Origin of the sequence: Burkholderia sp. AU19243, from assembly GCF_018148075.1 — a bacterium.
GTDB classification, from domain to species: domain Bacteria; phylum Pseudomonadota; class Gammaproteobacteria; order Burkholderiales; family Burkholderiaceae; genus Burkholderia; species Burkholderia latens_A.
The window spans coordinates 76156-101626 of record NZ_JAGSTV010000017.1 but is presented as its reverse complement, the minus strand read 5'-3'; the positions used below and the strand labels follow the sequence as shown (position 1 = coordinate 101626).

Annotated in this window: 23 protein-coding genes; 9 read left to right on the top strand and 14 right to left on the bottom strand. The window is 68.9% G+C overall.

Features of this window, described 5'->3' with window-relative positions; all coding sequences use genetic code 11:
• Window positions 1-43 precede the first annotated feature (43 nt).
• From KDW55_RS25405 to KDW55_RS25370, 8 genes are all read right to left on the bottom strand, one after another.
• Window positions 44-1252 (bottom strand): porin, encoded by a 1209-nt coding sequence (locus tag KDW55_RS25405; RefSeq protein ID WP_212161352.1) that lies wholly within the window; start codon window positions 1250-1252, stop codon window positions 44-46.
• 169 nt (window positions 1253-1421) lie between these two features.
• Entirely contained in the window at window positions 1422-2360 is a 939-nt protein-coding gene (locus KDW55_RS25400) for a helix-turn-helix domain-containing protein (RefSeq protein WP_040141204.1), read from the bottom strand.
• 54 nt (window positions 2361-2414) lie between these two features.
• Window positions 2415-3017 (bottom strand): DUF3156 family protein, encoded by a 603-nt coding sequence (locus KDW55_RS25395; RefSeq protein WP_212198079.1) that lies wholly within the window; start codon window positions 3015-3017, stop codon window positions 2415-2417.
• Complete coding sequence (locus tag KDW55_RS25390; protein ID WP_059548752.1) at window positions 3014-4516, bottom strand: APC family permease; 1503 nt, start codon at window positions 4514-4516, stop codon at window positions 3014-3016. Before KDW55_RS25390 ends, KDW55_RS25395 begins: the two co-directional genes overlap by 4 nt.
• Window positions 4517-4760: 244 nt before the next feature.
• On the bottom strand, window positions 4761-6101 hold the full coding sequence (locus KDW55_RS25385; protein ID WP_212161354.1) for an aspartate aminotransferase family protein: 1341 nt from the start codon (window positions 6099-6101) through the stop codon (window positions 4761-4763).
• 82 nt (window positions 6102-6183) lie between these two features.
• Window positions 6184-7686: an aldehyde dehydrogenase family protein gene (locus KDW55_RS25380; RefSeq protein WP_212198078.1), complete on the bottom strand. Its 1503-nt coding sequence runs from the start codon at window positions 7684-7686 to the stop codon at window positions 6184-6186.
• Between the two features lie 326 nt (window positions 7687-8012).
• Window positions 8013-8756: a LuxR C-terminal-related transcriptional regulator gene (locus KDW55_RS25375; RefSeq protein ID WP_212198077.1), complete on the bottom strand. Its 744-nt coding sequence runs from the start codon at window positions 8754-8756 to the stop codon at window positions 8013-8015.
• 196 nt (window positions 8757-8952) lie between these two features.
• Window positions 8953-9831 carry a neutral zinc metallopeptidase gene (locus KDW55_RS25370; RefSeq protein ID WP_040141207.1) on the bottom strand — a complete coding sequence of 293 codons (879 nt, stop codon included), beginning with the start codon at window positions 9829-9831 and terminating at the stop codon, window positions 8953-8955.
• A 383-nt stretch (window positions 9832-10214) separates the two neighbouring features.
• Between KDW55_RS25370 and KDW55_RS25365 the strand changes: the two genes are divergently transcribed.
• The 5 genes from KDW55_RS25365 (at window position 10215) to KDW55_RS25345 (ending at window position 15230) form a co-directional block, all read left to right on the top strand.
• On the top strand, window positions 10215-11006 hold the full coding sequence (locus KDW55_RS25365) for an SDR family oxidoreductase (protein ID WP_059548730.1): 792 nt from the start codon (window positions 10215-10217) through the stop codon (window positions 11004-11006).
• Between the two features lie 193 nt (window positions 11007-11199).
• Complete coding sequence (locus KDW55_RS25360; RefSeq protein WP_212148069.1) at window positions 11200-12258, top strand: LysR family transcriptional regulator; 1059 nt, start codon at window positions 11200-11202, stop codon at window positions 12256-12258.
• Window positions 12259-12357: 99 nt separating this feature from the next.
• Window positions 12358-13047: a DUF4286 family protein gene (locus KDW55_RS25355; RefSeq protein ID WP_059548733.1), complete on the top strand. Its 690-nt coding sequence runs from the start codon at window positions 12358-12360 to the stop codon at window positions 13045-13047.
• A 111-nt stretch (window positions 13048-13158) separates the two neighbouring features.
• Entirely contained in the window at window positions 13159-14478 is a 1320-nt protein-coding gene (locus KDW55_RS25350; RefSeq protein WP_212198076.1) for an MFS transporter, read from the top strand.
• A gap of 50 nt (window positions 14479-14528) precedes the next feature.
• Window positions 14529-15230: a DUF2848 domain-containing protein gene (locus tag KDW55_RS25345; RefSeq protein ID WP_040140340.1), complete on the top strand. Its 702-nt coding sequence runs from the start codon at window positions 14529-14531 to the stop codon at window positions 15228-15230.
• Between the two features lie 87 nt (window positions 15231-15317).
• Here KDW55_RS25345 and KDW55_RS25340 read toward each other — a convergent pair whose 3' ends face one another.
• Window positions 15318-16298, bottom strand: a complete 981-nt coding sequence (locus tag KDW55_RS25340; protein WP_212198075.1) for an NAD-dependent epimerase/dehydratase family protein — start codon at window positions 16296-16298, stop codon at window positions 15318-15320.
• 99 nt (window positions 16299-16397) lie between these two features.
• Here KDW55_RS25340 and KDW55_RS25335 point away from each other — a divergent pair, with 99 nt between their 5' ends.
• Window positions 16398-17297, top strand: coding sequence for a LysR family transcriptional regulator (locus tag KDW55_RS25335; protein ID WP_059548737.1), 900 nt, complete (start codon window positions 16398-16400; stop codon window positions 17295-17297).
• A gap of 413 nt (window positions 17298-17710) precedes the next feature.
• On the opposite strand, the gene KDW55_RS25330 is transcribed toward KDW55_RS25335, so the two are convergent.
• Window positions 17711-18583, bottom strand: a complete 873-nt coding sequence (locus tag KDW55_RS25330) for a LysR family transcriptional regulator (RefSeq protein ID WP_212198074.1) — start codon at window positions 18581-18583, stop codon at window positions 17711-17713.
• Window positions 18584-18752: 169 nt separating this feature from the next.
• Between KDW55_RS25330 and KDW55_RS25325 the strand changes: the two genes are divergently transcribed.
• Entirely contained in the window at window positions 18753-20213 is a 1461-nt protein-coding gene (locus KDW55_RS25325; protein WP_212198073.1) for an MFS transporter, read from the top strand.
• A gap of 79 nt (window positions 20214-20292) precedes the next feature.
• Here the strand turns inward: KDW55_RS25325 and KDW55_RS25320 are convergent, their stop codons facing one another.
• Together KDW55_RS25320 and KDW55_RS25315 are read right to left on the bottom strand one after the other, a co-directional pair.
• Window positions 20293-20508, bottom strand: coding sequence for an oxidoreductase-like domain-containing protein (locus tag KDW55_RS25320; RefSeq protein ID WP_226209414.1), 216 nt, complete (start codon window positions 20506-20508; stop codon window positions 20293-20295).
• A gap of 360 nt (window positions 20509-20868) precedes the next feature.
• Complete coding sequence (locus KDW55_RS25315) at window positions 20869-21582, bottom strand: SDR family NAD(P)-dependent oxidoreductase (protein ID WP_059548740.1); 714 nt, start codon at window positions 21580-21582, stop codon at window positions 20869-20871.
• A 336-nt stretch (window positions 21583-21918) separates the two neighbouring features.
• On the opposite strand from KDW55_RS25315, the gene KDW55_RS25310 reads away from it, so the two are divergent.
• On the top strand, window positions 21919-22626 hold the full coding sequence (locus KDW55_RS25310) for a dihydrodipicolinate reductase C-terminal domain-containing protein (RefSeq protein ID WP_040140349.1): 708 nt from the start codon (window positions 21919-21921) through the stop codon (window positions 22624-22626).
• Window positions 22627-22712: 86 nt separating this feature from the next.
• On the opposite strand, the gene KDW55_RS25305 is transcribed toward KDW55_RS25310, so the two are convergent.
• Both KDW55_RS25305 and KDW55_RS25300 read right to left on the bottom strand, forming a co-directional pair.
• Window positions 22713-23522 (bottom strand): SDR family oxidoreductase, encoded by an 810-nt coding sequence (locus tag KDW55_RS25305; RefSeq protein ID WP_040140351.1) that lies wholly within the window; start codon window positions 23520-23522, stop codon window positions 22713-22715.
• Window positions 23519-24352 (bottom strand): molybdenum cofactor biosynthesis F family protein, encoded by an 834-nt coding sequence (locus KDW55_RS25300; RefSeq protein ID WP_212161389.1) that lies wholly within the window; start codon window positions 24350-24352, stop codon window positions 23519-23521. The genes KDW55_RS25305 and KDW55_RS25300 overlap by 4 nt, the downstream gene beginning before the upstream one ends.
• A gap of 170 nt (window positions 24353-24522) precedes the next feature.
• Between KDW55_RS25300 and KDW55_RS25295 the strand changes: the two genes are divergently transcribed.
• Window positions 24523-25317 (top strand): AraC family transcriptional regulator, encoded by a 795-nt coding sequence (locus tag KDW55_RS25295; RefSeq protein ID WP_069243163.1) that lies wholly within the window; start codon window positions 24523-24525, stop codon window positions 25315-25317.
• The last annotated feature ends 154 nt before the right edge of the window (window positions 25318-25471 follow it).

The window sequence follows — 25471 nt, the reverse complement described above, 5'->3', positions numbered from 1 at the left end:
GCGCGGCGGCACGCGACCCACGTGCCGCCGCCCGCACCCGGCGTCAAAAGTTCACACGAATGCCGGCCATTACCGCGAGCTGCCGACTCGAATTGCTGTTCGCGAGCACGGGGATCTGCGCGTAGTTCACCGCGTTGCCGTTCGCGTCGGCGCCGAGCCCCCGGCCGCTCGCGATCTGGCCGATCGCGACCGCGTACAGCGCGGTGCGCTTCGACAGGCTGTAGTTCGTGCCGACGTTCACCTGATGAAAGCGCGTCGTGCCGCGGCCGTCGGTGTGCGCGGCGTTGAAGATGTACGCGACACCGCCCTGCAGCGCGGGCGTGAACATGTACGTGACGTTCAGCTCGCCGATATCGAACGTGAACGCCTGCGTGTGCGGCTGCGCGCCGGTCGAGAAATAGCGGCTGTCATCGACGCGCGTGTGCGTGTAAGTGAGCGCGGCCGTCGCGGCACCGAGTGTGACCGAGCCGCCCGCGCCGAATGCGCGCATCGAGCCGGCGTCCTGCAGCAGGCAGTACATCGCGCCCGCGTTGCTGCACGCGAAGTCGCCGATATAGCCGTTCGCGCCGCCGAGCGCCGCATCGAGCGGCTGATGCAGGTCGAGATAACCGACGGAGAACGCGACCGGCGCGCGCGCGTAGGTCGCGGCGACCGCATAGCCGCGCTTTGCGGAAAAATCGCCGGCCTGGCCGCCGAAGCTGAACGTGCCGCCGAACGTCAGGCCGTTGAAGTCGGCGCTGGTGAACTTCACCGCGTTGTTGAAGTTGAATGCGGCGTTCAGGTTGTCGACGTCGCCGAGATGCGATCCGTACGGGGTCGACCAGTTGTTGCTCGACACGTAAGTGCCGAGCATGTCCGTATACGAGTCGTACTGCCGGCCGAGCCCGAGCGTGCCGATCCCGTCCTGGCGCAGCCCGACCCACGCCTGCCGGCTGAACGCGGAGCCGCCCTGCAGCGCCTGCCCGTTTGCGGAAAGGAACTGTTGCTCCAGCGTAAACACCGCATCGAGCCCGCCGCCGAGCGGCTCGGCACCCTGGAACCCGAAGCGCGACGGCACGAGGTTGCCGCCGCCCATCTGCCACGCATGGCCGCCGCCCGTGCTGCCGTCGGCGCGCGTGAACTGCTGGTTCGTCGAATAGATGATGCCGGTGTCCACCGTGCCGTACAGCGTCACGCTGCCGGCGGTCTGCGCGTGTGCGTGCATGCAGCCCAGCGCCGCCGCAGTCGCGGCCAGTCGTCGTCCGATCGTCATGTCCCGCCCCTCTGTTGTCATCGGTTTGCACTACAGACCGATGGGTTGCCGATATGGGTGACGGGACTTTATCCAGCGAAAATTTCGGACCCCTATCCCAAATCAGCAAACGGTGAAGCGGCGATTGATTGGTGACGGCGCCGGGCGGCGCCGTCGCGGCACGACGGCGTCATTCGGGTCGCAAGGTTTGCGACGGCAGTTCGCCGAACAGGTCGCGATACTCGCGCGCGAAATAGCCGAGATGCGTGAAGCCCCAGCTCGCGGCGGCCTCGCCGACGCCAAGCTGCTGCGCGGACGTCGTGCGCAGCAGGCGCCGTACCGCGTTCAGCCGGATCGTGCGCAGATAGCCAACCGGCGTGACGTCGGCGACGCGCTGGAAGCTCGTCTGCAACGTGCGGCGGCTGCAACGCAGCGCGCGGCACAGCTCGAGCACGGTGACGGGCTCCTCGGGCCGATCGCGCAAGTGCTTCTCGCAACGGCTGACGATATCGCTGTACGTAGCATGCGTGATGTCGCGGCGCTCGACGCCAATGCCCTGCTCGAGCGCATCGAGGAACATGCCGAGCATCGCATCGCGGAACATCTTGCGGGTGGCCGCGTATTCGAGGCAGCCGGGGTTGCGCTGCGCGTCGTCGATCAGCGACGACAGCCGCGCGCCGAGCGCGACGCCCTGCGCGTCCGACAGCCGCGTCACGTGCCGCAGCTTGCGCGCGCCGGCCGCGCCGAATTCGGCCTCGCACAGTTCGTCGATCATGTCGGACGCGGCGCTGATCCCCACGAGTCCCATTCCTTCAGGCGTATGGAATTCGAAATCCTCGCCGGCGCGCAACGCGAGCAGCGCATAGCCGTCGACCGGCTGCCCCTGGAACGTGCCGGCGAGCGGCACCGACAACGGCACCGCGAGCGACGTGCGCGCGTGCGGCGCGAGGCCGGTTTGCGCGACGCGCCGATTGGTCGTCTCGCGAAAGAAATGGAAATCGTCGTACAGCACCTGCGTGACGGTGCCCTTGAACCGGCCCGGCGTCATCTGGCGGTAGACCTGATGCCAGCCCGCGATCGCGAGCCCGTGGTCGTGCACGTCTTCGTGTGAGCGTGACTGGAACAGCATCGGCATCTCCGGTAAAACCCTGAATCCACGTTGCGCAGCGCGCAGCGTCACAGCTTACCCCCGCAAAATTCCGCGCAGCGCAGTTTCGAATGCCGCACACGCGGCCGACAGCGCGGCGGCCTGCTCGCCGGTGAGCCGCACGTAGCGGCGAAACGACGGCATCCGGTTCACGACCTCGCTGCCGCCGAACGGCGCAACGTCGAGCGTCCATCGGCCGTCGCACGCGGCGATGGTGCAGCCGGTCACGTGCAGCGGGCGCAACGCATCGATTACTGCCGGCTGCGCGACGATTGCCGACACGGCGCGCACGAACGCGGGGTCGCAGCCGGGCAGCGGCGTGGCGGCGATTCCGGTGCGCCGCAGCCAGCCGGTCTGCACGATGCGCGCGTGGCCGTGTCCGGCCGGACCGCGCGCCGCCGCCGATACCTGCACGCTGACGGTATGCATCAGAAACTGGCGATCGGCGCGCTCCGCGATGTTCACGTGCACGCCATTCGGCAGCCGGGCAGCAACGGCGGTTGCCGTTGCGCCCGCGCCGCCATTCGAACCGCGCACCGCGCGCAGGTCGGTCAGCACGCGCGCGACGACCGTGCCCGGCCGGTAACCGGGCGGCCGCGCATCGGGCGACGCGCGCCACCACGCGAGCACGGCCTTCACGATGCGACGTGCTCGTTGCGCAGCACTTCCTCGACCGGCACCGGCTTGAACGGATGCCGACGCTGCACGACGAGCGTCCAGAACAGCGCATACAGCGCGGTTAGCCCGAGCATCGCGCCGAACGGCACGTAGATGTCGCGTGCGTTCATGCCGGGCGGCGTGATATACCAGATCGCGAGCACGATGCCGACGCTGGACACGATCTGCGGCAGCGGGAACCACGGCGATCGATACGGACGCGGCAGGTCCGGCCGGCGGATCCGCAGCATCACGACCGACGCGGTGACGAGGAGGTAAGCGGTACCCCACGCGCAGGTCGCGGCGAGCACAAGGTGCAGGATGCTGTCGAGATTGCCGTTGATCAGCCATGCATGGAAGATCGGCACGATCGCCGATGCGACGATGCCAACCACCGGCGTCTTGAAGCGCGGATGCAGATACGCGAAGCAGCGCGGCAGCGCGCCGTCGATCGCCATCCCGTACAGGATGCGCGGCAGTCCGGCCATCAGCGTGTTGATCGTCGCGGCGCCTGCGCACAGGAACGCGATGCCGAACCAGATCCGCCCGAACGGCCCGAGCACCTGCAGCGCGAACGCGGGAATCGCGCCCGGCGTGTCGAGCAGGTGCGTGAGGCCGTCCGGGCTCACCGGCACGTTCGCGACCTGGCGACGGATCGCCGCGCCGTACAGGAACATGCAGACCGCGACGCCAACGAGGCCGATCGCCATCGCGCGCGGAATCGTGCGCCCCGGCGCTTTCATTTCAGGCGCGAGCGGCGTGACGAACTCGCAGCCGACGAACATGAACATCGCCATCCCGACCAGCGACAACACGGCCGGCGCCGACGTGCCGATTTCCGATCCGCCGAACCAGCCGTCGAGATGCACGGCCGGCGCGGCCGCGAGGCCGAGAATCCCGAAGATCATCAGCGACAGCCACATGCCGGCGGTCAGTACGACCTCGAGTTTGCTGAACACCTTGATGCCGATGATGTTGGTAATCGCGAACGTGACCACGAGGCCGACGCCGACGAGCCACGCGCTGTTGTGCTTCTCGAACGCGGCGTTCAGCGACTCGAAGTTCACGAGCGCCATGATCCCGCTCAGGATCGTCTCCGCGGTGCCGGCGAACACGTGCACGAGGAAGTACGCGGAAATCGTGCCGGTGATCGCCCAGAAGCGGCCGAGCCCGCACGACAGGTAATCGTAAACCGAGCCGGCCGTCGGCAGCATCGCTGCGGCTTCGGAGAACGTCGTCGCCTGCGCCTGCATCATCACGAACGCGATGATCATCGCGACCGCGAACGCCCAGCCGCCCATCCCGAAACCCGACGTCGCGGTGAGAATCACCGGGCTCGCCATGATCAGGCCCACCGCGCTGGCGAGCGCCGTCGGAAAACCGACCGCGCCCGCCTTCAGCACCGCGCCGCCGCCCGCTTCAGCCGGCCCGCCGGCGGGCGTATCGCCCGCGGCGCCGGTCAATCCAGACCATCCCGACATCCTCGTCTCCTTCCAGTATCGGCCGGCGCCGCCGCTGCGGCGCCGCTCCGGCTCCATGCTTCACGATCGGCCGGGGCCGGCGCTTCCGCGCTTCACCATCCGGCCCCGCCCGGTCCAATCCTGCTCCGAAGTCGAAAAAATACGCAGGCAAAATAAGCCCGTCATAGCGCAAATCGGCAAACCGGCAGTGGGCAGCGGGTTATCCCGCCCTCCACCGCCGGTTCGTCGTCACACGCTCACGCCGTCATGCAAACGGCACGGCGTTGAAGCCCGCGGCAAGTGCATCGACGATCCGGTCGAGCTGCTCGCGCTGGATCACGAGCGGCGGCGACAGGATGATTTTCGTGCCAACCGGGCGCACCAGCACGCCGTGTTCGCGCGCGACTTCGGCGACCGCGTTTGCATAGCCGGACAGCGGATCGATCGGCTCGCGCGTCTGCTTGTTCGCAACGAGGTCGAGCGCGAGCATCAGTCCCTTGCCGCGCACCTCGCCCACCGCCTCGAAGCGCTCCGGGAACGACCGCAGCGCTTCGAGCAGATACGCACCCTGCTTCGCCGCGTTCGCCGGCAGATCCTCGTTCACGACGATGTCGAGGCTCGCGATCGCGGCCGCGCACGCAACCGGATGCCCTGCATACGTGTAGCCGTGCATGATCGCGCCGCCGAAATCCGCGTTCGCGGCGAATGCATCCTCGATCCGCGCGTTCACGGCCGTCGCGCCGAGCGGCACGTAGCCGGACGAGATCCCCTTCGCGAGACACATGATGTCCGGGCGCACGCCCCAACCGCGGCTGCCGAACAGGCTGCCGCTGCGGCCGAAGCCCGTCACGACCTCGTCGGCGATCAGCAGCACGCCGTAGCGGTCGCACACCTCGCGCACGAGCGGCCAGTAATTGGCCGGCGGCACGATCACGCCGCCTGCGCCCTGCACCGGCTCGGCGATGAACGCGGCGACCGTGTCGGGGCTCTGGAACTGGATCTCGCGCTCCAGCATTTCCGCACAGATCCGGCCGAGTTCCTCGGGATCCTGCGTGAACGGATTGCGATACAGCCACGGCGTCTCGACATGGAAGCAGCCCGGCAGGTTCGGCTCGTAGTTGCGGCGGAACACCGTGTTGCCGTTCACCGACGCGCCGCCGAAGTGCGTGCCGTGATAACCCTGCTTCAGCGAGATGAATTTCGTGCGGTCGGCCTGGCCGCGAACCTTCCAGTACTGGCGCGCAATTTTCAACGCGGTTTCGATCGAATCCGAGCCGCCCGAGCTGTACAGCACCCGGCGCATCCCTTCCGGCTCCATCATGTCGACCAGCTTCTTCGACAGCTCTTCCGCGCGCGGATGCGAGATGCCGTCGAACAGCTGAAAGTATTCGAGCTCGTCGAGCTGGCGCACGATCGCGTCCTTCACTTCCTGCCGGTTGTGCCCGACGTTCACGTTCCACAGCCCTGCGACGCCGTCGACCAGCTGCTTGCCGGTTTCGTCGAACACGTAGCAGCCGTCGCCGCGCACGATGCGGATCGGCTTGCGCTGTTTCATTTCGTTCGGATGCAGCATCGGGTGCCAGAACTTCGCTTCGTTATAGCTCATTGCAATCTCCACTTTTCGGATCGGTTTGTGCGGTGTTTGCGGCTTTTCGCGGTTTTTTGCGGCGCCTGGATCCGCCCGCGCGTCAGTGCGCGATGCAGACGGATTTGGTTTCGGTGAAGCCTTCGATCGCGTATTGGCCGAACTCCCGACCGATGCCCGATTGCTTGTAGCCGCCGAACGGCATCGACGGGTCGAGCGGAACGTGGCAGTTCACCCATACGGTGCCGGCCTCGATCTGCGGAACGAGGTTCATCACGCGCTTCAGGTCGTTGCTCCAGATGCTCGCGGCGAGCCCGTACGGCGACGCGTTCGCGAGACGCACCGCGTCGGCCGCATCGTCGAACGGCACGACGACGATCACGGGGCCGAACACTTCGTCGCGCACGATCGCGCTGTCCGGCGGCGGATCGGCGATCACGGCCGGCCGCACGTAGTAGCCGGGCAGATCGTCGACGGGCGTGCCGCCCGCCAGGAACGTGAGACCCGCGCGGCGCGCGCCTTCGATGTGCTGGCGCACCTTGTCGCGATGGTGCGCGGAGACGAGCGGGTTGATCTGCGCGGTCGTGTCGAGGCCCGCGCCGAGCTTCATCGACCGCGCGACGCCCGCGAGGCCGTCCGCGAGCTGCGCGAACCGGCTGCGGTGCACGTAGATGCGCGACGCGGCCGCGCACACCTGGCCCTGATTGAAGAACGCACCGGCGGCGACGCCGTCGAGCGCCTGTGCGACGTCGACGTCGTCGAGCATCACGATCGGGTTCTTGCCGCCGAGTTCGAGCGAGAAGCGCGTCATGTTCTGCACGGCCGCCGCGCCGACCAGCTTGCCGGTCGAGGTCGAACCGGTGAATGAGATCTTCGCGACCGCCGGGTGACTCGACAATGCTGCGCCGCAGACGCGGCCGCCGGTGACGACGTTGAACACGCCGGGCGGCACGCCGGCTTCGCGTGCGAGTTCGGCGACGCGCAGCGCGGTCAGCGGCGTTTCCGGCGACGGCTTGAGCACGATCGTGCAGCCGGCCGCGAGCGCCGGAATCAGTTTCCACACGGCGATCATCAGCGGGAAATTCCACGGCACGATCGCCGCGACCACGCCGACGGGTTCCTTGCGCGTATAGGCCGTGTAGCGCGTGCCGGGCGGGAACGGGATCGACACGTCGAGCGTCTGGCCGGTGATCTTCGTGGCCCAGCCGGCCATGTAGCGCACGTATTCGACGGTCGCGCCGACTTCGATCGCGCGCGACACGTGGATCGACTTGCCCTGATTCAGCGTTTCGAGTTGCGCGAGCGTTTCGGCGTCGGCTTCGATCAGGTCGGCGAGCTTCAGCAGGATGCGCTCGCGGTCCGCAGGGCGCAGCCCGCTCCACACGCGCGTGTCGAATGCGTGCTTCGCACTCGCGACCGCGCGGCCGACGTCTTCCGCGTCGGCATCCGGAACCGTCGCGAGACGCTCGGCCGTCGCCGGGTCGTACACGTCAACGCGCGCGGCCGCATGGGCTGGCTGCATTCGACCGTCGATGAAAAGGCCGAAGTCACGTGCGAGGAAGGTGCGCACGGTGTCGCTCACGGCGACGTGGTTCGTGGTGGTCATGGGCGTCCCGATAGTTGTCGTGGCGGGCCGCATGCGCTTCGGCACGCGGTTTTCGGACCACTGTATCGACGCGGTCACGCGCCCGGTGAGCGCAAATTGGCAGCGCATCGGCAACCGACACGCACTCGACATGTGGATGACACTGACGCAGGCACGGCGGCGCATGGGCTCCGAGTCATCGTCGGACTAACAATGCGGCACGAGGTGGACGTGAGCGTGCGGGGTGCGGGGTGCGGGGTGCGGGGTGCGGGGTGCGGGGTGCGGGGTGCGGGGTGCGGGGTGCGGGGTGCGCGGTGCGCGGTGCGCGGTGCGCGGTGCGCGGGAAATTACAGGAACAATGCGCCGACCAGTTCGGTGCGGTTCGACACACCGAGCTTGCGGTACATGCGCATCAGGTGCGTCTTGATCGTCGTCTGGCCGAGCGCGAGATCTCGTGCGATCGCCTTGTTCGAGCGGCCGTCGCGCACCAGGCGTGCGATCTGTTCCTCGCGATACGTCAGCCGCTCCTCGCAGCCGATCCGGTGAATGCCGCGCCGCGCGCGCAGCAGCGGCGCCAGCGCGGCTTCGGCGACCGGCTGCAGCCGCGCGAGCGCATCGATCTCGGGCGGCGCGAAACGGCCAGCCGGGCTGTTGCCATCTGCGTCGCCGGTGCCGAAGCGCAATAGCGAAAACGCGCCGACCGTGCGGCGCGCGTCGTCGCGCAGCCAGACTTCGACGACGTCGGCCACGTCGTGTCGCCGCAGGAAACGGGTCCAGTACGCGGACGCGTCGCGTCTTTCGTCAGGCAATTGGGACGCGAGCGTCACGACCGCGGGCTCGGCCGCCGCGCAACGCGACGGATGCAGCGGATCGAGCATCCGGTAACGCGCGAGGTAAGTGCGATGCATTGACTCCGGCATTCCGAACAGCTCGAAATCGGCGGGCTCGCCGCTCAGGTCGAGCCGGTAGAACACGATCGCGGACGGGCTCGCGAACGCGTCGAACGCAGCGACGCATGCACGCAGCGCGCGCGGCCAGTCGGCGCAGTCGCCGGCGGCAGTAACGGGTGGGATCGGGAGCGGGATCTGCATGGCTGGAGCGGCCGGCGGCCGCACGCGTCTGAGTTCGGGCCAGCCTACCGGGCGCCGCAATTGACCGGTGAGCACGAATCGGCAATTCGTCTCGGGATGGCGGGGCGCGGGTCGCGGCCGGCCCGCGCTATCGCGCTGACGGCGCAGCAGCGTGCGCGCACGGCGCGGCCGGTCTGGATCCAGATTCGCGCTCGTATCAGTGCGCGTTCGCGGCGAACGTGTCGCACGCGCTGACCTCACCCGACTCCATCCCGCGCCGCAGCCAGTACACGCGCTGCTCACTCGAGCCGTGCGTGAAACTCTCCGGCACGACATAGCCCTGACCTTGCTGCTGCAGCCGGTCGTCGCCGATCGCGGCGGCCGCCTTCAGCCCCTGCTCGAAATCGCCGGGCTCCATCAGATGCTGGTTTGCACGTTGCGCGTTGTTCGCCCATACGCCGGCCAGGCAGTCGGCCTGCAGCTCCATCCGCACCGACAGCGCGTTCGAGCGCGCTTCGCTCGAACGCCGGCGCGCGGCGTCGACCTTGTCGGAAATGCCGAGCAGGTTCTGCACGTGATGGCCGACTTCATGCGCGATCACATACGCCTGCGCGAAATCGCCACCCGCGCCGAATCGCTTGCGCAGCTCGTCGTAGAAGCCGAGATCGATATACACCTTGCGGTCGGCCGGACAGTAAAACGGCCCCATTGCGGTCTGGCCGGTGCCGCACGCGGTCGGCGTCGAGTTCGTGAACATCACGAGCTTCGGCGGCTCGTACTGCGCGTGCAGCTGCGTGTTGAACACGCCCGACCACGTCCGCTCGATGTTGCCGAGCACCTTGCGCGTGAACACCGCGCCGGGATCGTTCGCCTGCGCGCCCTGGCGTTGCGTCGGCGCGGTTTGCGCCTGCTGCTGCCGCCCTTGCAGCGCCGATGCGCCTTCGAGCACGACGCGCGGGTCGATCCCGAAGAAATACGATGCAGCGAGCGCGACCACGATCGTGCCGATGCCGATGGTCGCGCGCCCGCCGCCGAAGCCGCCGCCGCCGCGGCGATCCTCGACGTTCATGCTTTCTCTCTCGTCGTCCAGCCTCATTGCCGGCCCCTCCCTGTTCTCGTCGATGGTCCGGCCGCGCGATGCGCAGCCGGGCGACCCGTCGCCGCGACGTTCATCATCGGCCAATGCGATCGATCCGCACCGCGCACGCTCGCGCGGCATGCGCCGATCGCAGCGCCGGCCGCTCCGCTTGCACGACGGAATTGGCCGGGGCCGGCGCGCCGTACGTCGATGCGCGGGCTCGCCCGCGCCTATTTTGCCGGGCTTTTGCGACTTATCGCAAAAATACGGAGGATAGAGCGATTCGGCGCAGAACATCGTCAGCCTTTGCAAAATGCCGCATCGCATTCATCCGTTCGGCGGATACCGGCGTGCGCGGGCACCGCCTAGAGTGACCGGAAACGTCCCTTCCGGAGAACGACATGACGCACCCTCGCCCTCGTACGATCGCGATCACCGGCGCAGGCACCGGTATCGGCGCCGCGTGCGCACGCCGCTTCGCGGCCCGCGGCGACCGCGTCGTGCTGCTCGGCCGGCGCCGGGCGCCGCTGGACGCGCTCGCCGCCGAACTCGGCGGGCTGGCGCTCGCCGGCGACGCCGCGAACGCGGCCGACTGGGCGCGTTTCCTGCCGGAGATTGCCGCGCGATTCGGCCCCATCGATTCGCTGATCGCCTGCGCGGGCGGCCACGGTCTCGGCCGCGCCGGCGAAACCGGGGACGCGCAATGGCGCGATGCGATCCATGCGAATCTCGACACCGCATTCGCCAGTGCACGCGCGTGCTTGCCTGACCTGATCGCGCAGCGCGGCAGCATCGTGCTGGTCGCGTCGATCGCCGCGCTCGCGGCCGGTCCCGGCGTGTGCGGCTATACGGTCGGCAAGCACGCGTTGCTCGGCCTCGCACGTTCGCTCGCCCGCGACTACGGACCGCACGGCGTGCGCGCGAACGCGGTGTGCCCCGGGTGGGTCCGCACGCCGATGGCCGATGCGGAAATGGCGCCGCTGATGTCCGCATACGGCGATACGCTCGATGCGGCCTATGCACGCGTCAGTGCCGACGTGCCGCTGCGGCGCGCGGCCGATCCGGACGAGATCGCGGCCGTGTGCGCGTTCCTCGCGTCGCCCGACGCGTCGTTCGTCAGCGGCGCGACGCTCGTCGCCGACGGCGGCGCGACGGTCGTCGACGTGCCGACGCTCGCGTTCGACAAGCTGTGATGCCGGCAACCGCACCTATCCGCACGCTGCGTCATGGCGCATGAACGCGCGACGTTCGGCGGGCGGCATCCTGCCCGTCGGCGGTTCGCCCGCGCGTGAGCGGGTGCGCGCTTCGCTACTGTCCCGCGCCCGAAATCCGCTAACATCGACCGATCCCGCCGCAGCGCGGCACGGCCTCACCGTTCGGACTTCGATGAACATCCGGTTCCTGGAAACCTTCGTCTGGCTCGCGAAGCTGGAAAACTTCCGTCTCACCGCCGAGAAACTGCACACGACGCAGGCGGCCGTGTCGAGCCGCATCGCGTCGCTGGAAGAGGCGTTCGACGTGCGGCTGTTCGACCGCAACACGCGCTCGGCCACGCTCACGCCCGCGGGGCGGCGCATGCTCGCGTACGCGGAACGGATCGTGCGGCTCGACAGCGAGATGCGGCGCGATATCGACGCGGCAAGCGACGCGGGCCTGATCCGGATCGGCGTGATCGAATCGATCGTGCACAGCTGGTTTCCGGCGCTGATGGCGCAACTGCGCGAGCGCTATCCGCGCCTCGACGTCGAGATCACGAGCGACACCACGCTGCACCTGATCCGCCTGATGAGTACCGACGGCGTCGACCTGATCCTGCAGACCGATCCTGTGCCGGGCCCCGACTTCACCAATCTGCCGCTGTGCGAATTCCCGGTGCGCTGGGTCGCGAGCCCGCGCGTCGGGCTCGGCGGCAAACGGCTCGGCGTCGCGCAGCTCGCCGCATATCCGATCATCAGCTTCTCGCGCCATTCGGGGCCGCATGCGACGATCGAGCGGCTGTTCGCGGCCGTCGAGCGGCCGGCCAGCATCAACTGCATCACGTCGGTCGCCGCGATGATCCGGCTCGTCGCCGACGGCTTCGGCGTGGCCGCACTGCCGCCCGCGATCATCGGCCGCGAGTTGCACGAAGGCACGCTCGAACTGCTCGACGTCGAACCGGAATTCCCTGCGCTGCCACTCGTCGCGTCGTATCGCACGCAAGGGCTGCCGGTCGCCGCGCGCATCGCGGAGCTGGCGAGCGAAGTGGCGCGCGCAATGCCGGCCGCGGCGGGACAAGTGAAACCGTCGGCGGTGGTAACGGCCGATGCCGGCGTCATCAGCGACACGCGTGCCCGCACGGCGGCCAACACCAACGCAAAGGCCGGCACCGTGGCCGCGGCGGCAAAGCGCGCGCCCGCATCCGCACCGCCCGCCGCCGCTGCGAAACGCCGTCCGCGCCGCTCATAAGAAAACCTGTTCACCGCGAATTTGTTTTCTTGTTGGACGGGCGCGCCCCGTCTTCGGGACACTGCAGTTCCTGACACACCGCGTCGCAAGGAACCCGCAATGACCCGCCCTTCCCTTCCGCACGGCCAGCTCTGCGTCTGGACGGACATCGATCCCGCACACGAAGCCGATTTCAATGCTTGGTACGATCGCGAGCATATGCAGGAGCGTGTCGCGATTCCCGGCTTCACGCATGCGCGGCGGTTTCGCGCAACCGACGGCGGCCCGCGCAAATATCTCGCGCTGTACGTGACGGAGACGCTCGACGTGTTCCGCAGCGACGCGTACCGGCGCGCGTTCACGCAGCAGACCGCGTGGTCGCTCGCGAACTTCGAACGGATGACGGGCACGCAGCGGCGCGTCGGCGACCTGACGCTCGAGGCCGGCGACGGCGAAGGCATCCATCTCGCGCTGTTCGTGGTGCCGCCGGAGCGCATCGACGTGCCGCACCTGCGTGAACGCTTCGACGTGGCGCTGCGCGAACCCGGCATCCATGCGACGCGATTGTTCCGTACCGTGCCGGAACTGTCCGCGCCGATCGGCGCCGATGCGGCCACGCGTCCGGACGCCGATGCGCTCGTGCTGATCGAAGGCAGCGACGCCGCGGCCACGCGCCGCGTCGCCGCAGCAATCGCCGGCCACGGCGACGTGCGCACGTTCGATCTGCTGTGGCGCGCCGCCGCGCCGCTGCCGGCTGCACGTCGCGACGCCGAAGCGGAAGCCGCGGCCGCGGCAGACCTCCCCGGCTGAACCGGAACCCGACGCTGCCGCGCGCCCACATCGGCAACGCTGCGCCCGGCGCATGGCGCCGGGCACCCAGCCGCTCAGGCGCCGTCCGTCATCCCGTCATCCCTTCACGACATGCCCGATACCATGAGCACTCTCGCCCAGCCCGCCGCCCACGCGCCCCGCCGCGTCCGCAACAGCCGACTCGCGACCGCGAGCATGATCGGCACGTCGCTCGAGTGGTACGACTTCACGATCTACAACACGCTCGCGGCACTCGTCTTCAACCATCTGTTCTTTCCGTCGGTCGATCCGCTGGCGGGCACGATTCTCGCGTTTTCGACGTATGCGGTCGGCTACGTGTCGCGTCCGCTCGGCGGTTTCGTGTTCGGCAACCTCGGCGATCGCATCGGCCGGCGCGCGGTGCTGATGCTCACGCTCGTGCTGATGGGCGTGACGACCGCGCTGATGGGCGTGTTGCCAACCTATGCGCAGGCCGGCATCCTGAGCCCGATCCTGCTCGTCGCGCTGCGCTTCGTGCAGGGTGTCGCGCTCGGCGGCGAATGGGCCGGCGCGGTCCTGCTGTCGGTCGAGCACGGCGACCAGAAGCGGCGCGGCTTGTCCGCATCATGGACGCAGATCGGCCCGTCGTTCGGCACGCTGCTCGGCACCGGCTGCATCGCGCTCGTGACGCTGTCCACCACGCCCGGCGACTTCCTGTCGTGGGGCTGGCGCGTGCCGTTCGCGGCGAGCGCGCTGCTCGTCGCGTTCGGCTTCTGGGTGCGGCGCGGCGTCGATGAAACGCCGCAGTTCGAGCAGCTCGCCGAATCGCATGCGACCGCCGACGTGCCCGTCGCCGAAGTGCTGAAGTCCCACTGGCGGCGCCTGCTGATCGCCGGCGGCTCGCGAATCGGCTCCGACGTGCTGTACGCGCTGATCGTCGTGTTTACGCTGACCTACGTGACGACCGTGTTGCACCTGTCGCGCCCCGTCGCGCTGACCGCCGTGATGATCGGCACCGCATGCAACGCGCTCGCCGTGCCGTTCTTCGGCGCGCTGTCGGACCGCCTGGGGCGCCGCCCCGTCTACCTCGCCGGCGCGATCGCGGGAATCGTATGGGCGTTCGTGTTCTTCGTGCTGCTCGATTCCGCGCGGCCGGCGGCGATCGTCGCAGCGGTTGCGATCGGCCTGGTGATCCATGCAGTAATGTACGGCCCGCAAGGCGCGTTCGTCACTGAACAGTTTCCGACGCGTGTGCGTTACGCAGGTTCGTCGCTGGCGTACACGCTCGCCGGCATCGTTGGCGGCGGGTTCGCGCCGCTCGTGATCGCGGCGCTGTTCCGCCAGACCGGAACGACGACGGCCGTGTCGCTGTACGTGACCGCCGCACTCGTCGTGACGTCGATCGCACTGCTCGCAGCGCGCGAGACCGCACATCGGCCGCTCGCCGATTGAGCGTTGCGGCAGCCGCTCCTCATTCATTCGCACTTCAAACGGATACCTGCATGCAAACCCTGTCGTTCAACGTGATGCTCGTGCACGACGCGCCGGCCGCCGTCGACGTCGACATCGAACGCGTCGTGATCGCCGGCTGGGCCGGTCGCGACCCGGCGGCGATCCGCGCACACATCGACGAACTCGCGGCGCTCGGTGTCGCGCCGCCATCGACCACACCGTGCTTTTATCGCGTGTCGTCCGCGCTGCTCAGTCAGGCGGCGTCGATCGGCGTGCTCGGCGCGCGCTCGGGCGGCGAGATCGAATGCGTGTCGATCGACAGCTCGATCGGCACGCTGGTCACGGTCGGCTCCGATCATACGGATCGGGAAGTCGAGGCCTACGGCGTCGCTGTATCGAAACAGGTATGCGCGAAGCCGCTCGGCCGCGACGCGTGGCGCCATGCGGATGTCGCCGATCACTGGGACGCGCTGGAAATGCGTTCGTGGCTCGTCAAACGCGACGGCGAGCGCATCGCTTACCAGCACGGCGCAGTCAGCGCATTGCTGGCTCCCGAAGCGCTGTGGCAGCGCTTCGACGACCGGCGCACGATGCCCGCACGCTGCGCGATGTTCGGCGGCACGGTTGCCGTGCACGGCGCGATCGCGACGATGGACGACGGTGATGCGTTCGAGATGGAATTGCACGATCCGGTGCTCGGCCGCAGCCTGCGGCACCGGTATGCAGTCGACGTGCTGCCCGTCGTGGCATGACGCACGCTGGCGCTCGTCCGGCGATCGGCGGAATGTGGCGCGCCCGCGCCTGCGGCGCATCTTCGCCGTCCGACGCGACGGCCGCCGTCACGGCAAGCAGCCGAGCCCGGCCAGCGTCGTCTCGACCGCCGCGTCGAGCGGCGTCAGCGGCTCGCGCCCCAGCTCCGCCGTCAAGCGCGCGTTGTCCATGCGCAGCGGCTCACGCCACAGATAGCGCATTTCGAGCATCTCGCGCATCGTCGTGACGAACGGCGCGGCCGCCCACACGAGCCACCACGGAAACCGCCGCACCGCCGGCTGCATCCCGTGCCGCTGCGCGACGCGGCGCACGGCTTGTGCCATCTGCGTGCCGTCCGCGTCCCAGTGGCCGCCGAAATGGAAACGCGCGAACGGTTCCAGCGTCGCGCGCCGCTCGACCAGCGCGACCATCGTACGCGCGACGTCCGGCAGGTACGCCCATTGGTGGCCGATGCCCGGCCGCCCCGGCACGCTGATGGCCGCGACGGGCCGCCCCGCCTTGACCAGCCCCTGCCCGAACCAGTTGTTGCCCGCGTGCGCACCGAAGAAGTCACCGGCCCGCACGATGATCGTCCGCACGCCGAGCGCGGTCGCCGCCTGCAACCGCCGTTCCATCTCGACACGGATCGCGCCCTTGCGCGTCACCGGATGCTGCGGCGCATCTTCGTGCAGCACCGGAAACGCGTCGGGCCCGAAGTTGTAGATCGTCCCGGGCAGCACGACAGTCGCCTGTGCGTGCGTCGCCGCCGCGATCGTGTTGTCGAGCATCGGCAGCACCTGCGTCGACCAGTTCCGGTAGCCGGGCGGGTTCACCGCATGCACGATCACGCTGCAGCCGCGCGCCGCGCGGACCACCGCTTCGCGGTCCAGCGCATCGCCGCGCATCCAGGCGATGCCGTCGCGCTCCACCGTGTCGGCGTCGAGCCCGCGTTTGAGTGCGCGAACCTGCCAACCGGCGTCGCGCAATTGACGCGCGACCTCGCCGCCAATGCCTCCGCTCGCGCCAAGCACGAGTGCCTGTCGTTGCGTCCCGTCTGCGTTCGCCGTCATTGCAATCCTCCGTGAATGGACCGTTGTCAGCACGCATTCTGGCCGTTTGCGCCCTACTCATAAATTGCCGAACATAATCGATCTGCTATACATTTATGTATGACCATCGATTTGAGCTGGGAACGCTACCGCACCTTTCTGGCCGTACTCACCGAAGGCTCGCTGTCGGGCGCCGCGCGCGCGCTCGGCATTACGCAGCCGACCGCCGGGCGCCACGTCGCGGCGCTCGAAGCCGCGTTCGGGCAGACACTGTTCACCCGGTCGCCGTCGGGACTGCTGCCGACCGAGGCGGCGCTTGCGCTGCGCGGCCATGCGGAGGCGCTGCGCAGCGCGGCCGCCGCGTTCGAGCGCGCGGCCGCGAGCCATGGCGCAGGCGTGCGCGGCACGGTGCGGATTTCGGCGAGCGACGTGATCGCAGTCGAGGTGCTGCCGCCGATACTCGCGCAGCTGCGGCGCGACCATCCCGGGGTCGTAATCGAGCTGGTCGCGACCGACCGCGTTCAGGACGTGCTCAATCGCGAAGCCGACATCGCGGTGCGGATGGCGTCGCCGGCGCAGGAAGCGCTCATCGCGCGACGCGTCGGCGCAATCGACGTCGGGCTGCATGCGCGCGACGACTATCTCGCGCGCACCGGCACGCCTGCAACGCTCGACGAACTCGCGCATCACGCGCTAATCGGTTTCGATACGGTGACGCCGTTCATCCGTTCAGCCGCGCGCGGGATGCCGTTCTGGAAGCGCGATGCGTTCGCGTTGCGCACCGACAGCAATCTCGCGCATCTCGCGATGATTCGCGCGGGCTACGGAATCGGCTTCTGCCAGAACCGGCTCGCGCAACGCGATGCGCGGCTCGTGCGCGTGCTGCCGGACGAACTGGCGATGGCACTGGAAACCTGGATCGTCATGCACGAGGATTTGCGCACGAGCCCGCGTTGCCGGGCCGTGTTCGATGCGCTGGCGAACGGGCTGCGCGCGTATGCAGAAGGGACCGCCGAGTAGGCCGCTCGCTACACCGCTTGCGTCAATTGCCGCGGCGCGCTGTTCGCAGCGCTTGCCGGCGAACGGGATGTCGGCGATGCGGCGCCACGGATTGTCGAGCTGATCGTGGCAATGCAGGGCGTCTTCCGGCGCGTCGGCCCAGTCGACCATCGCCTCCTCATACTCGCCGATCGCGCGATTTTCCTGGCCGAGCGCGGAACTCGCATGCGGCGACTGCGGCGCGTCGGCCAGCGAGCTGGCCCGCGTTGTGCCGGTCATGGGCGAGCACGCGCGGGAAGTGGATCAGCGAGCGCGCGTCGGCCACCGGTCGAGCGCGTATTGCAGCCGCTCGGCCATCCGGCGCTTCCGTTCGTCGTTCATGCGCATCGTCCCCCGCCGGTTCCCCGGCAACGTGCCGAGCGCTCGGTACGATTTCACATCAGCAGCTGCCGCGACAACACCTCGCGCGCCTGCGTGACCGTATCGCGCTCGCCCGGCATCGGCGGTGTCAGCGAAAACACCGCGTCGGGCAGCGCCGGCAGCCGGTACTTCGCGCCGAGCCGCACGAGACCGTCGCCGATCGCCGACGCGCACAAACACCCGACGCCGAGCCCCGCCGCCAGCATCGACTGGAGCCCCGCGACACCCGACGCGCTGTGCACCAGCACGTACGGCGCATGCTGTTCGTCGAGCGAGCGCACCGCGATCTGATGCATCATGCAGTCGTCCGGCAACAGCACGAGCGGCAACGGCTCGGGCAACTGCTCGGCGATCGCCGGCGACGCGACCCACGACAGCGGCTCGCGCCGCAGCACCCAGCGCGTATCGGCCGACGCAGGCCGGAACGGGCCGCTCGACAGATTCATCACGACGCCGAGATCGATCTGCCCGCGCGCATGCGCAATCTCGATGTCCGCGCTCTTCATCGCGCTCACGTGCAGGCTCAGTTGCGGGTAGCACTCGCGCAGCCGCGCAAGGAGGCCCGCGACTTCGTGCGTGCGGTAGTAGTCGGTGATCGCGACGCGCAACTCGCCCTTGATCGCCTGGCCGCGCAATTCGTCGAACGCGGCCTCGTTCAGCGCCACGATGCGCCGTGCATGTTGCAACAGCCGCGCGCCGGCCGGCGTCGGTTCCACGCCGCGCTTGCTGCGCACGAACAGCGGCACGCCGGCCCGCGACTCGAGCTTGCGCACCTGCTCGCTGACGGTCGACTGTGACAAATGCAGCCGCGGCGCGGCTGCCGTCAGGCTGCCGGCATCCGCCACTGTCGCGAATGTGCGTAATTGATCCAGGTCGAAACCGCGCACAGCGCCCTCCATCCATCTAATAACCCGATGGATGCTACCACCAATTCCCGCTTTTCCGAATCATCGGCAATTCGCACAATATCGGTTCAACCGTCGCCCGGACGCGGTCACGGCCTGATCCGGGAAGCGTCTCGTACATTGCGGCCCTCAATTTTTCGGATCTTCGCTCATGACCGACAACACTCTCGCCCATTGCGCGGCATCCGGCGCGGCTGCCGCGGCGCCGCCGCGCAGCCATCACGGCTGGGCGCTCGTGGTCCTGCTGGTCGGCGCCATTCTGCCGCCGCTCGACTACTTCATCGTGAATCTCGCGCTGCCGGCCATTCGCGACGGCATCGGCGCGCGGCCGGCCGAGCTGCAGCTCGTCGTGTCGGCCTATGCATGCGCGAACGCGGTCGTGCAGATAACCGGCGGGCGTCTCGGCGATCTGTACGGCCGCAAGCGGATGTTCATGGTCGGGATGGCCGGCTTCGTCGTCGCGTCCGCGCTGTGCGGGCTCGCCGGCAGCGGCGCGGTGCTGGTCGGCGGTCGCGTACTGCAAGGCGTGTTTGCGGCGATCCTCGCACCGCAGGTGCTGGCGACGATCCGCAGCGTATTCAGCCCGCACGAGCAGGTGCGCGTGATGGGCTTCTACGGTTTCGTGTTCGGGCTCGCGGCCGTGATCGGTCAGCTCGGCGGGGGCGCGCTGATCAGCCTCCATCCGTTCGGGCTGGGGTGGCGTGCGATTTTCCTGGTCAACGTGCCGATCGGCATTCTTGCGCTGCTCGGCAGCTGGCGCTTCATCCCGGAGAGTCGGCCACCGCGCGGCCAGCGCATCGACGTGCCGGGCACCGTGCTGTTGTCGCTGTTCCTGCTGATGCTCGTCTATCCGCTCACGCACGGACGCGAGGCCGGCTGGCCGCTATGGATGGTCGCGTGTCTCGTCGGCGCGTTGCCGGTGCTCGGCGCGCTGCTGGCAGTCGAAGCGCGCAGGCTCGCAGGCGGCCGCGATCCGCTGCTCGACGTGCGGCTGCTGCGCAACCCGGTCGTCGCGCTCGGGCTCGCGCTCGCGTTCCTGTTCTACATGCTGAGTGCGTTCTTCCTGAGCTACGGGATCTACCTGCAGGGCTGCCTGCACTGGTCGCCGCTTGCGTCGGGGCTCGCGATTCTGCCGCTCGGCGTCGGCTTCCTCGCGAGCCCGCTGCTGATGCCGCGCCTCGTCGGCCGCTTCGGCGGCCATCGCGTGCTCACGCTCGGCTTCGCGCTGCTCGCGGCCGGCGTCGCGACCGCCGCCGCGCTCGCAGGCGCACACGCGCCCGGCGTGGGCTTTTATGCGGGCATCGCGGCGATCGGCGTCGGACAGGGTCTCGCGCTGCCGTCGGTCGTACGGATCGTGCTCGCCGAAGTCGATGCGGCGCGCGCCGGCGTCGCGTCCGGCATGGTTACCGCGATGCTGCAGATCGGCGCGGCAGTCGGCGCGGCGACGCTCGGTGGATTGTTTTTTGCGCGGCTCGGCGCGCAGCCCGGTGCGCTGGATTACGTGCACGGGTTCAGGACGACGATGGGCGCGCTGACGGTGGTGTTGCTCGCATGCGTCGCGTTGTCGGCCGCGTTAGGGCCGTTGCACGGGCGGATGCGGGCGGGCGCGTGACGCCGCACGGCCGGGCGCGCACGCACGGCCGCCAAACCGAAGCGGCACATGCGGGCCGCTCGCCGGAATCCGGTTCATTTCAACGGTGATCCTTGCGCTGCGCGTGCCGCGCTTCCCACTCGGCCAGCTCGACGCGATAGCGCGCCAGCGCTTCATCGTACAAGTCGAACACGCAAGGCGAGCAGCCGCTGTTGCAGCAGTCTTCCAGTTCGGGTTGTACGGGCGGGGTCGGACGCGGATCGTCGGCGAGCGGAGGAGCGTCCGCGGGGGCAGGCTTGGTCACGGCTTCGGTCACAGAATGTCGAATGCCAAGTATACGGTGGCTCGAGCGCGACCGACACGTCGTCGGTCACGGCGACAGCAGGCGCAGGCGCGGCAGACGCTAGCCGACATTCAGGACGTACGCGCTGCGCTCGGCGCACACGTGCAGGACGTGAGGTCGCTCTTTCAATATCGGACCGACATCGACACGTTCATGCAGCCGGCGACATTCGCACCGCGTTCTTCGCCGAGTCGTGTCCCGTGACGACGGAGGTGCACATCGAACAGCCGTACCGTCCCGATCTGCCGAACGACTTCGCGGCGATCGTGGAAATTCCATCGGCGCGGTTGCGGAAGGCTGCGCGACGAACATGGCCGGACAGCAAGCCCTTCGTTACCCGACGCGCCCGCTCACCGGAATCGACGCACCGGTGATCGCCTGTGCGTCGGCCGACAGCAGGAAGCCGATCGTCGCCGCGAGCTGTTCGGGCCGTACCCAGCGCGAGAAGTCCGCATCGGGCATGTCCTTGCGGTTGGGCGGTGTGTCGATGATGCTCGGCAGCAGCGCGTTCACGGTCACGCCCCGGTCGAGCAATTCCGCCGCAAGCGACTCGGTGAGCCGCGCGACACCGGCCTTCGCGGCCGCATACGCGCCCATCCCCGCCCCGGCCTTGAATGCCGCGCCCGCGCCGATGTTGACGATCCGGCCGGCCGGGCTCGCGACCAGATACGGCAGCGCGGCCTTCGACGCGTTCAGTGCCGTCTTCACGTTCAGCTCGTACATGCGGTCCCACGTGGCCGCGTCGCCGTCGGCAACCGTCTGCCACACGAAAGCGCCGGCGATGTTCAGCAGCGCATCGACCCCGCCGAATTCGCGATTCACCGCGTCGAGCGCGCGCACGGCCGCCTGCGGATCGACCAGATCGATGCCGCCGATGCGCAGCGCATCGGCCGGCACGCCGGGTAGTGCGTGCGCGTCCGGTGCCGCGCCGCGGCCGATCAGCGCGACGCGGGCGCCGCGCGCGCCGAGCCACGCGGCCGTCGCGATGCCGAGATGGCCGAATCCGCCGGTGATCGCAACGGTCTTGCCTTTCAGGTCATGTTCCATCGATATGCTCTCCTGGGTCGAGTGGGCACCGGATGATACTGGGTTCGGACGCGGTGCGGCCGCGACACGGGCAGACCCGGCGGGCATGTCGACATGCACAGCGCCGTTCATGCATCCGTGCGAACCGCGGCGCCCGAGCGGGCCACGACGAATCCGCACAGCCGATGCGCCGACACCGCCGGCGAACCCGTGCCCGCCCGCACGCGGGCGGCCGCGCGGGCATAATGCACGAGCCCGCTCCGCTGCGCGGCGCAATGGCCACCGCGATGTCGACGGTCTGTCGCACGCGCTGCGCAGGCGGCACATCGGACCCCCGAACCTCAACCCGTCCATTCCATGCAAGTATTCATCGTAGGCACCGGCAAGCTCGCAACCGAACTGCTCGGCTCCCACCGGCTCGACCCGGCAACCTTTCGCGTGACACGCTGGCCCGGCACCGTGACCGAAGAGGCCGCACATCGCGGCGCCGATTCCGGCGATGCGCGAGCGATCGTCGTGCACGCCGGCTCGGGCCGCGAGCTGCCTGCCGCGATCGAATTCTGCCGCGCGACGGGTTCGCCGCTTGTCGAGCTGTCCACCGGCTCGGCGCTCGAAGCCGGACCACACGGCTTCCCCGTCGTGCTGTGTCCGAACACGAACATCCTGATGCTCAAGTTCATGACCATGCTGGAAACCAGCGGTCATCTGTTTCGCGATTGCCGCATCAGCGTGACGGAGTCGCACCAGGCGAGCAAGACGTCCGTGCCCGGCACCGCGGTCGGCATCGGCCATTCGCTTGGCGTACCGGCGCACGACATTCGCTCGGTACGCGACCCGGCGGAGCAACGGGACACACTACAGATTCCCGACGATCAGCTCGGCCGCCATGCATTCCATCGCATCCGCATCGAGGATGGCGCATGCAGCCTGCAGTTCGAGTCGCGCGTGTACGGCGCGGCGCCTTACGCGGACGGCGTGTCGCGCATCGTCGACGCCGTGCGGCAGCACGAACTCGAGCCGCGCCTTTACTCGATCGTGGAGTTCATTCACAACGGCTGGCTGTAGACGCGGCGCGGGGCCGAAAGCCCTGCCGCACTCGCGCGCACGCCGGCCTGCCCGCGGCCTGCGTTGATGCCAACGCCCGCGTCCCGTCACGCGCCGCCCAGCAACGCCCCGCTCTCCGGCAGTGTCGCTCCGCCGTCGACGACGATCGTCTGCCCGGTAATGTAAGCGGCATCGGCCGATGCGAGAAACAGCATCGCGTTCGCGATGTCGTCGGGCTCGCCGAGCCGCGCGAGCGGAATATCGCGCGCGATCCGCTCCGCCACGGACGGATCGCCGAGATTGCCGGCTGCCGGCGTGCGGATCATTCCAGGCTCGACACCGTTAACCGTCACATTGCGGCGCGCGAGTTCGAGCGCCGCCGCGCGGATGAAGCCGTTCACGCCGGCCTTCGACGCCGCGTAGTGCGCAAGCCCCGGATACGCGACGCGCGGCCCCGTCACCGACGACGTGACGAGCAACCGCCCCGCCCCCGCGCGCTCGAAAGCCGGCAGCGCCGCCTGCGCGAGCCAGAACAGCGCGGACAGGTTCACGGACAACGTGCGTCCGAGCGTCGGCTCGTCGATCCGCGCAAACGGGGTAAGCGGGAAATAGGCGGCGTTGTGGACGACGATGTCGAGGCGGCCGCCATCGCGCTCGACGGCCGCGACGAGCGCGACAAGCTCGTCGCGGCTGCCGGCATCCACGCGATAGGCGCGCGTTTCGGCACCCGTGCGCGCAAGCGCATCCGCTTGCGCGGCGGCGGCATCGCCGTTCAGGTCGGCGATCGCGACGAACGCATCGGATTGCGCGAAACGGCGCGCGATTGCCGCGCCGATTCCCTGCGCGGCACCGGTGACCAGCACCACACGTCCGCTGAAATCAGCGCGCAGCCGGCCGCTGCCCAGCGCGGCGCTCACCGGTGCACCTCGGCGCCAAGCGGATGCACGGTTTCGTTCAGCACCTGCGCGTGCGCGCCAATCGGGAAGTTGGACAGCGTGCCGAAATCGCCGCCGTGATAGCCGAAAATCTTGCCGTCGGTCTTGCGCTGCGCGAGATCGATCAGCACGACCCCGAGCGTCGGCACCACCTTCTCGCGCCACACGAACAGATACAGTTGCTCGGCGATCCGGAAGTAATGGCAGCGATCCACGTCGGCCAGCCCGCGTTCGACGCCCTGCAAGCACTGCCACGCGTAGAAGTTCTCATTCAGGTAGATGTGCTCGTAGCATTCGGTCGGGCTGTAGCGGTACATCGTGCGCTTGCCGATCAGCTCGCGCGTGAGCCCGTGCGGTGCGCCGGGCTGCGCATGGCCGCCGAGCGTGCCGTGCCGGAACGCCGCGTCGACGCCCGTGAGCGGCAACCCTTGTGCGACGCGCGTGAACGCGTCGATATGCGTGCCGGCTTCGGTCGGCAACGTGCCCGTCACCGACGTCCACACGCCGTTGCCGATGTCGATCACGAGGCTGACCGACGTCGCACGAGCGCCCGGATCGATGTAGTCAACGAAATACAGCTCGTCGCGCAGCCGCGTCACGCGGCACGGCGCATGGCCGTTCGTGCCGGTCGCCGCGTCGCGCCATTGCAGCGCGCCCGTGTCGAACGTGTACACACGCCACGCGCCCGATGCATCGTCGAGGGCGAGCGAGCGCCCTGCGAGCGCGTTCACCGGTGCGAGGGTGTGGGCCTCCGGCGCGAAGCCGTCCGCAAGCGCGCCCACCTGAATGAATACCGGATCCTGTCGTTCCACCTGCCGTCTCCCGCGCAGCTTCAGGCCCGGCGGGCCGTATACGCTGCTCATGTGCACATGGTGCGGGCTGCGCACGCGGCGCGGTATCCGCCAAACGGATGAAGGGCGCGCCGCGCCGGAACGCGCTAAAGTGCACGTGATCCGCGCCGCCGGCGGCGCGAGGAGCGCCCATGCATCGTGTCACCCATTACCAACGCACCGGCGAAGGAATCGAGGCGATCAGCCTCGAGTCCGATCGCACGTTTCCGCGGCACGCGCACGATGAATTCGGGATCGGCGTGATCGTCAGCGGCGCGCAACGGTCCTGGAGCGGCCGCGGGCAAGTCGACGCGCAAGCCGGCGACGCAATCATGGTCAATCCCGGCGAAATGCACGACGGCATGCCGATCGACGGGGACACGGGGCGGCGCTGGCGGATGCTTTATCTCGCCCCCGCGCTGGTCGCGGGCGTGGCTGCGGAAGAAGGTCTCGGCGATATCGAGCTCGCGCACCCGGCCGTGCGCGACGCCCGGCTTGCCGCCGCTTTCGACCGGCTGCATGCGCGGATCGTCGCGGGGTACACGCCGCCGCTCGCATGCGACGAGGCGCTCGTGATGCTGGTTGCCGGGCTGCTCGCGCGGCATGCGAACCGCACGCTGCCGGCCGCGCGTGGTGCACCGGCCATCCGCGTGGCCCGCGAGCGGCTCGATGCGGCGCCTGCCGCGCCCGTTTCGCTGGCCGAACTCGCGAGCCTGGGCGGCGTGAGCCGGTTCCAGCTGCTGCGCGGGTTCGCGCGCGAGTTGGGCATCACGCCGCATGCGTATCTGGTGCAGTCGCGCACGCGGCTGGCTCGCGCACTGCTTGCGAGCGGCCTGACGATCGCGGATGCCGCGGCCGAGGCGGGCTTTGCCGACCAGAGCCACCTGACGCGTGCGTTCGCACGCCAGTTCGGAATCACGCCGGGTCAATTCACGCGGGCCGGCTGACGGGCTTCTTCATCGCGGTACGGCGGCGGTCCGCGCGACGGTAACGAACATTCCGGACCGGCAGCAACGAACACTGCGGCCGACGCGCCGGACGGACGACGGACGCCGGACGCCGCAACCGCGTGACCGACCACGCCGCTGCAATTTCGTTCAA

What these genes read in the sequence shown, in the direction of transcription:
- KDW55_RS25295 (WP_069243163.1), top strand. Translation starts at nt 24,523, where the DNA reads ATGCATCGTGTCACCCATTACCAACGCACCGGCGAAGGAATCGAGGCG.
- KDW55_RS25350 (WP_212198076.1), top strand. Translation starts at nt 13,159, where the DNA reads ATGCCCGATACCATGAGCACTCTCGCCCAGCCCGCCGCCCACGCGCCC.
- KDW55_RS25360 (WP_212148069.1), top strand. Translation starts at nt 11,200, where the DNA reads ATGAACATCCGGTTCCTGGAAACCTTCGTCTGGCTCGCGAAGCTGGAA.
- KDW55_RS25400 (WP_040141204.1), bottom strand. Translation starts at nt 2,360, where the DNA reads ATGCTGTTCCAGTCACGCTCACACGAAGACGTGCACGACCACGGGCTC.
- KDW55_RS25370 (WP_040141207.1), bottom strand. Translation starts at nt 9,831, where the DNA reads ATGAGGCTGGACGACGAGAGAGAAAGCATGAACGTCGAGGATCGCCGC.
- KDW55_RS25315 (WP_059548740.1), bottom strand. Translation starts at nt 21,582, where the DNA reads ATGGAACATGACCTGAAAGGCAAGACCGTTGCGATCACCGGCGGATTC.
- KDW55_RS25380 (WP_212198078.1), bottom strand. Translation starts at nt 7,686, where the DNA reads ATGACCACCACGAACCACGTCGCCGTGAGCGACACCGTGCGCACCTTC.
- KDW55_RS25325 (WP_212198073.1), top strand. Translation starts at nt 18,753, where the DNA reads ATGACCGACAACACTCTCGCCCATTGCGCGGCATCCGGCGCGGCTGCC.
- KDW55_RS25355 (WP_059548733.1), top strand. Translation starts at nt 12,358, where the DNA reads ATGACCCGCCCTTCCCTTCCGCACGGCCAGCTCTGCGTCTGGACGGAC.
- KDW55_RS25385 (WP_212161354.1), bottom strand. Translation starts at nt 6,101, where the DNA reads ATGAGCTATAACGAAGCGAAGTTCTGGCACCCGATGCTGCATCCGAAC.
- KDW55_RS25405 (WP_212161352.1), bottom strand. Translation starts at nt 1,252, where the DNA reads ATGACGATCGGACGACGACTGGCCGCGACTGCGGCGGCGCTGGGCTGC.
- KDW55_RS25345 (WP_040140340.1), top strand. Translation starts at nt 14,529, where the DNA reads ATGCAAACCCTGTCGTTCAACGTGATGCTCGTGCACGACGCGCCGGCC.
- KDW55_RS25390 (WP_059548752.1), bottom strand. Translation starts at nt 4,516, where the DNA reads ATGTCGGGATGGTCTGGATTGACCGGCGCCGCGGGCGATACGCCCGCC.
- KDW55_RS25365 (WP_059548730.1), top strand. Translation starts at nt 10,215, where the DNA reads ATGACGCACCCTCGCCCTCGTACGATCGCGATCACCGGCGCAGGCACC.
- KDW55_RS25340 (WP_212198075.1), bottom strand. Translation starts at nt 16,298, where the DNA reads ATGACGGCGAACGCAGACGGGACGCAACGACAGGCACTCGTGCTTGGC.
- KDW55_RS25375 (WP_212198077.1), bottom strand. Translation starts at nt 8,756, where the DNA reads ATGCAGATCCCGCTCCCGATCCCACCCGTTACTGCCGCCGGCGACTGC.
- KDW55_RS25335 (WP_059548737.1), top strand. Translation starts at nt 16,398, where the DNA reads ATGACCATCGATTTGAGCTGGGAACGCTACCGCACCTTTCTGGCCGTA.
- KDW55_RS25310 (WP_040140349.1), top strand. Translation starts at nt 21,919, where the DNA reads ATGCAAGTATTCATCGTAGGCACCGGCAAGCTCGCAACCGAACTGCTC.